Source organism: Terriglobus sp. YAF25 (assembly GCF_052113305.1).
Taxonomy (GTDB): Bacteria; Acidobacteriota; Terriglobia; order Terriglobales; family Acidobacteriaceae; genus Terriglobus.
Genome location: NZ_JBFRCY010000191.1, coordinates 1 through 6,618 on the forward strand (window position 1 = coordinate 1; position 6,618 = coordinate 6,618).

At 57.2% G+C, this 6,618-nt stretch carries 4 protein-coding genes and 1 pseudogene; 2 read left to right on the top strand and 3 right to left on the bottom strand.

Annotated elements, in window-relative coordinates; translation table 11 throughout:
• On the top strand, window positions 1–409 hold a 409-nt coding region (locus tag AB4043_RS10010; RefSeq protein WP_442306975.1), incomplete at its 5' end, for a 3-hydroxyacyl-CoA dehydrogenase family protein.
• Window positions 410–414: 5 nt separating this feature from the next.
• The gene (locus tag AB4043_RS10015) at window positions 415–1,371 is read left to right on the top strand and encodes a DMT family transporter (protein ID WP_442298944.1); all 957 of its coding nucleotides are present in this window, start codon (window positions 415–417) and stop codon (window positions 1,369–1,371) included.
• Here the strand turns inward: AB4043_RS10015 and AB4043_RS10020 are convergent.
• The 3 genes and pseudogenes from AB4043_RS10020 to AB4043_RS10030 form a co-directional block, all read right to left on the bottom strand.
• Complete coding sequence (locus AB4043_RS10020) at window positions 1,325–2,854, bottom strand: N-acyl-D-amino-acid deacylase family protein (protein ID WP_442298943.1); 1,530 nt, start codon at window positions 2,852–2,854, stop codon at window positions 1,325–1,327. The genes AB4043_RS10015 and AB4043_RS10020 overlap by 47 nt on opposite strands.
• Before the next feature lie 17 nt (window positions 2,855–2,871).
• A complete protein-coding gene (locus tag AB4043_RS10025) occupies window positions 2,872–4,203 on the bottom strand; it encodes an aspartate aminotransferase family protein (RefSeq protein ID WP_442298942.1) in 1,332 nt (443 codons plus the stop codon).
• 97 nt (window positions 4,204–4,300) lie between these two features.
• A pseudogene (locus tag AB4043_RS10030) lies at window positions 4,301–6,618 on the bottom strand (hypothetical protein); the annotation flags it as partial.

Here is a 6,618-nt window from a genome sequence, read left to right on the forward strand (position 1 = left end):
ACTGAAGCAGGACATTCGCGGCTTTCTCTCCAACCGTCTGATGTACGCCATGCTACGAGAGGCCTTTCATCTGGTAGAGATGGGCGTCGCCGATGTCGAAACCATCGATCAGTCCTTCCGGAATGACATTGGCTGGTGGGCGCTCCTGGCCGGCCCCTTCCGCTGGATGGATCTCACTGGTATCCCCGCTTACGCCGCCGTGATGGAAGGTCTGCTTCCGGAGCTCTGCAATCAGTCGACAGTTCCGCCGCTCATGCAGAAGATGCTGCGTGACAAAGCGCTCGGCGTCGCAAACCAGAAGGGCTTCTACAAATACAACAAGGCGACCGCCGCCAGGTGGGAAAAAGACTGGGTCAACTTTACCTACGAGATGCGCAAGCTGRCAGACAAGTACACCCCGACAAAGTGACGACCATGACGACCGCCTCTTCCCAGCCAAAGCTTGTCTCGTGGATTCTGCTGTTCATCTGCAACCTGATGTGGTCGCTGCAGTTTACCTGCATCAAACTGGTTCAGGATCAGGTAGGCCCGCTCTTCACCGTGTGGTTCCCAACCATCTGCTCGCTGCTGGTGCTTTATCCGTTCGTCCGCCTCGAACGCCGACAGAACGTCTCTCCCGCCACGGACAGATCCGGCAAACGACCCAACCTCGTCCTGATCTACCTGCTATTGGGAATCTGCGGTGTGGTACCCGCGCAGATCTTCATGACCTGGGGAACGCGGCTCTCGCTAGCAAGCAACGCCGCGCTCATCACACTTACACTTCCCATCACCACCGCAATCTTCGCTGTTCTCTTCCTCAAGGAACGCATGAACCGCGCACGCTGGCTCAGCTTTCTTCTTGCCATTGCCGGGGTTTTGCTCTGTTCCGGAGTCGATCTACATGGCGCGCAACTGGACCGCCATCAGCTCACCGGGAATCTGCTGATCTTCGGCGCGATTCTTGGAAGCTCGTTTTACAACTCATACGGCAAGCGTGCGCTGGAATGGCATGCTCCGCTCGAGATGCTCTTCTGGACCTACATTGTTCTCGCAATCCTGATGTCACCGTTCGTCCTCATCAGCGAGCGCAGCAGCCTGCGGGCGGTTCCGCACTTTTCCGCGTCCACATGGCTCGGCCTTACTCTGCTGATGCTGTTCCACACGACGCTCTCGATGATTCTGTTCCTGAAGGCGCTGAAGTCCATTGATGCCATCCAGGCAGCACTCTCGAATTATCTGATCGCCTTTTTCGGCGTGCCGATCGCGGCAATCTCGCTGCATGAAAAGCTCAATCCGGGCGCGATTGCCGGTGGCGCTCTGGTGCTGCTCAGCACCATCCTGATTACGCTGCTTGACCGTCCGGTCCGAGAAGAAGTTCCGATCCCCTGATCACATAACGGATCCCGGCGGGCGGACGCTCGGGGTCTGTATAAGTGGCGCGGCTGCGGATAGTGGCGGGATCGAAGACCGTCACGTCAGCGACGGCTCCCGGCTGGAGCCTCCCACGACCGGTAAACCCGAAACGGTCTGCCGGTGCGCTGGTAATCTTTCGAATCGCTTCCGGCAGTTCCATCCATTGACGCTCTCGGCAAAGATTCCCGAGCAGTTCCGGGAAGGTCCCGTGCAAGCGCGGATGCGGCCGTCCCTTCACATAAAATCCGTCACTGATGATGATCGCCAGCGGATGCTTCAGATTCACACGCAGGTTCTCTTCGCTCTGATTGAACTCCAGCACATTCACCTGGCCTCGTTCTTCCAGCAACAGATCGAAGACGGCGTTAATCTCCGACTGATTCCGCAGCCTGGCCAGCTCCTCGAGCGTGCGCCCCACAGCCGAAGCGTTCTGGTCCGAGCCCACGGCGCTCACCAACAGCTCACTCCATGTGTTCGCCATCCCGCGGATCGTCTCCTCCGCAATGCGGCTTCTCGTCGCCGCATGCGACAACCGCGCGAGTAGTGCATCAAGCCCGCCATCCAGCGCCCATTGCGGCAGCAACTGYGTCATCACCGTGCTTCCCGCGATGTAGGGATAACAGTCGAAGGCGACATCGACACCCTGTACATGCGCCTCCTCCAGCATCTCCAGCGCACGGGCATTCAGACCGCGGTTTGCTACACCCACGGCCTGTAGATGCGAAATCTGCAGCCGGCAACCGCTTCGACGCGCCAGCTCCAGTTGTTCTTCGATCGCCTCCAGGAGATGGAAGCCGTAATCCCGCATGTGGGTGCAGTAGATCTTGCCTTCCTGGGCAACGACCTCACACAGGCGAACCAGTTCGTCTGATGGAGCACTCGAACCGGGAGCATACATCAGCCCGGTAGAGAAGCCGATCGCGCCTTGCTGCAAAGCATTCCGCAGACGGACCTCCATCTCCTGAATATGAGCTTCGGGCAGCGCGTCCATGCGGGCTCCCGCTACCGCGATCCGCAGACTGCCATGCCCTACCAACGAGCCTACCGTCGCGTTCCTCGCGAGGCGATGCGCGACATCCAGATAATCACGCGCGGAATCCCATCCCCACTCACCTTCACCACAGAAGATTCCGTTCGCGAAAGAACGTAGCTGCCGCGCATGGCTGCCCTGTGGGTACGCGGAGAAACCACAGTTCCCGACGACCTCAGCGGTCACTCCCTGCAGCAGTTTTTCTCTGCGGCTCTCCAGTATCTGCAGATCAGAGTGGCTGTGCCCGTCAATAAATCCGGGAGCAATGACATATCCGGAACAATCAAGCTCCCGGGCGCCGGGGAAAATAAGATGGTCTCCAATCGTAGAGATGCGACCGGAGACCATTGCAAGATCAGCCTTCCGTGCCGGCCCGCCGCTGCCGTCCAACAAAAGGCCATTACGCAGAATCAGGGTAGAGTCATCCATTGGTGCGTTAGGCCTACCTATACCACACAGTGAACGGCGGCCATGGCTTTCTCCATCGCGCCCAGTGTCTCATCCACATCCGCCACAGTGTGCGCCAATGACAACGAGCACTGCTTGACCGGAAGCTGGAAGAAGTAGACACCATGGCCAAGCAGCTCTCTCCTCAGTCGCGCATCCAGATCGAAATCATGATTCGCCGCAAGGTCGTGCCAATCCCCTGGGGCGTGATCCATGAAGTAGTGGCAGAACGCGGATCCCTGACGAGTCACAACCGTCGTTCCACCTGCCTTCGCGAAGATGCGATGCAGGCCCTCCTGCATCCTGCTTCCCATGGCTTCCAGATGACGATATCCAGCCCCGTCATCCTGCATGAGGCGCTCGATGGTCGCAATCGCTGCAGCAGTCGGTACTGGATGTCCGTTGTACGTTCCAGCCAAGAGCACGCGCCGTGCGGGATCGCTGTCGATAAACAGATCCATCAGCTCACGCTTTCCGCCCACGACGGCAATCGGGAAACCGTTTGCAATCGCCTTACCGTAGACGACCAGGTCCGGAATGACGCCACTGATGGAGGAGTAGCCGCCGATCGCATGACGGAAGCCTGTCTTCACCTCGTCAAAGATCAAGACAAAACCATAGCGGTCTGCCAGCGAGCGCAGCCCTTCCAGATAGCCGGGCTTCGGATGAACGACTCCGATATTCTGCAGAATCGGCTCAACGATCACCGCGGCAATGGGATAACGCTGGCAGAGCGTTTCCACTGCCGCCAGATCGTTGAAGTTCACAGCGTGGACCAAGGAACGGTGCTCTTCCGGGATACCTGCACTGATCGGAATCACTGGGTACTCATCGCCATCCCGCCGTTCCCCTACCTGGTTCAACGGCGTCATGAGGTTATAAGCAACATCATTGTGCCAGCCGTGATAGCCGCCCTGGGGTTTGATGACATGCGATCTGCCTGTAGCGGCGCGTGCCAGGCGGATTGCCTGGTAGGTCGCTTCGCTTCCCGTATTCAGGACCTGTATCCGCTCCAGAAAAGGAACTGCGGTACAGATCAGCTCTGCCAGCTGCCCTTCGAGTTCCGTCGTGCCTGAGCCGAAGAGACTCTTCTTCTCGTCCATGACACGGCGAACCGCATCATGCACATACTCATCGCCATGTCCAAGAATGTATGGTCCAAAGGCTGCATGGTAATCCAGATACCGATTGCCATCGACATCCCAGAGATATGCGCCTTCCGCGCGCTGGAAGACGATTGGAGGATTGACTGCGCGATTGGTGGAAACAACACCACCCGGAATATACCGGGAGTTCTTTTTCAGAATCTCTTCCGACTTCGAATATGCCATCGTTGGGTTCCTGCGTCGACCAGGTTGGTCGACTGAAAATTTTGGGCGCCCAGAGCAGGTGAAATGGCCCGTTTTCCGGGCGCCGCAAATGTGAGCGTTAGTAGGTAATCTTTGCGCCGATCTGAACCTGACGGCTGGTCAGGTTGCCGTTGGTGCCGGTAATCGTACCCACGGTGGAAGCGACCGAGATATTGCTTGCCGGTGTGCCGAAAATCGGATGGTTGAAGACATTGAACGCATCCATCTGCAGGCTGAGGTTGAACCGTCCCTCCAGATGAGTCTGCTTCCGCACGCTGAAGTCGACCGTGTTCTCCTTGGGTCCGATCAAACTGTTACGCCGTGCGTTGCCGAAGGTGAAGCTGGAAGGCACCTTGAAGGCTGATGGATTGAACCAGCGACCCAGCGTATGGCCTCCAGCATAAGGATCGGCACCCGGCACAACATCCGCACGTGTCGCATACCAGCCGACCGTGGTCGAAGTGAAGGTCGGCGTGAACGGGGCTCCGGAGCGGAACTCGGATGTACCGGCCAGAGACCATCCCGAGATGAGGCCACCTGCAAATCCCTGTGCCTTGAATGGCAGATCGTAGGTCGCGTTGAGGAAGAAGTTATGTGCGCGAATGCCGTCAGCCAGGCCTTTATCTCCTGCAGGGTTGTACGGGTTCTGCGGGCTACCGACAATCGGCACATTGTCGAGCGACTTATTCCAGGTGTAGCTGCTCTGCACGAATAGTCCGTGACCGGTACGCTTGGTCACCTCGATCTGCATCTGGTTTGTGAAGGCTCCGCCCTTTGTCACTAGACCGAGAATATCGCTCCAGGGCTGGTACGGACGGATCGACTGCAGTGTCGTGGCCGCGCGCTGAACGGCAGGCAGGTTCTTGTTATACAGGTACCACGGTGCCTGCGTTGCTTTGTTGCCGACATACGAGATACGGAACCCGACCATACCCGGCAGCTGCTGTTCGACCGTCAGCGACCACTGCTGCGCCCGTGTGCTCTTCGCATCACGATCGACCGAGTAAATAGAGGGATTTGCCGTAACCGTTCCACTTCCTGGGAATGGATTCGCTAAGGTCAGGGTCGGCGTGCTGGAACTGCTCGCGGTGTACGACTGCGTCAGCGTGAATGGGAAGTTCAACTGTGCGAGCTGCCGGATTCCGATGTAGAACGGGATGAAGTTGTAGTAGATACCATAACCGCCACGGATCACAGTCTTGTCGCCGCTGAAGGGACGATAGGCGAATCCGAACCGAGGACCGAAGTTCTTCTTATCGGTAGTAAGAACGCTGCTTCCCCATCCGTTATCCTCTGAGCTTGCATAGCTTCCGGGATACAGGGACAGAGTGGTCTGGTTGGTATCTACCGGGTATTTGCCGCCAACCGTACGAATCACGAACTTACCGTTGGTGAAGTCGAAGTTTGTGAAGTCTCCATGAGCTTCGGTGGGCGTGGACTGCATGCTATAGCGAAGACCGAAATTGAGCACCAGGTTACGCGTAATGTTCCAGTCGTCCTGACCATAGAAACCGTACTGCTGGTACTTCGCGTAGATCGGGATCTGTGGTGCTGAACGTACGGTGTTGTAGGTATCACCCAGGAGAAAGTCCGCAAAGGCATTTCCGGTATAGCGCCCGTCGAAGTTGAAGGTACCCAGAACATTGGAATTGGTACCGCTCTTGATTGCGATAGCGTTCAGGTTTACGTTCGCGCCCGTCTTGAAGGTATGGCGGCCGTGAACCCATGTGAAATTGTCGGTCAACTGCTGTGTCGTCTCAGGCGAATGTCCGCTACCACCGTAGTCCCCTAATGCGGTGAAACCGGTCATATTGATCGTCGGCAAACCACCGACGGTAATCGGACCGTAAAGCGTAGGGAACAGTGCACGAGGATCAAAGCTGGTGTTCTGGCCGACGCGCACGCTACGGTGACTCAAATATCCATACCGCAGTTCGTTGAACATGTTGTTGGTCAGCGTCATGTTATCGCGCACAAACGCAGACTGCGTGGTGTAACCGGCGTTGTTGAAGTTGCCATATCCTGGCGGTGTACCCAGGGCAACGAAGTACGGATCTCCCACGGAGTAGGTTCCTCCGGCCGTCAAGGTATGGACCGCATTCAACCGATGATCCAGCTTCAACGTGTAGCGCTGTACGTTATAACGGGTTCCCACTGAGTCGACACGATTATTACCGACTCCACCTGTTCCCGTGCCTGCCTGATTTGCACGGGGGTAGTATGTCAACAGAGCTTGCGCGCGAGGATCGATCGACGAGATCTTATTGCCGGCGAAAGGAAGACCGGTCGTGGGATCCTTGATCGTGCCCACGGCGCTGAAATCGCCGCTACGCATCGCGTCGGTAGCAACCGAATAGGTGTACGCTCTTCCGCTACGCTGAATCAGATACTCTGCAC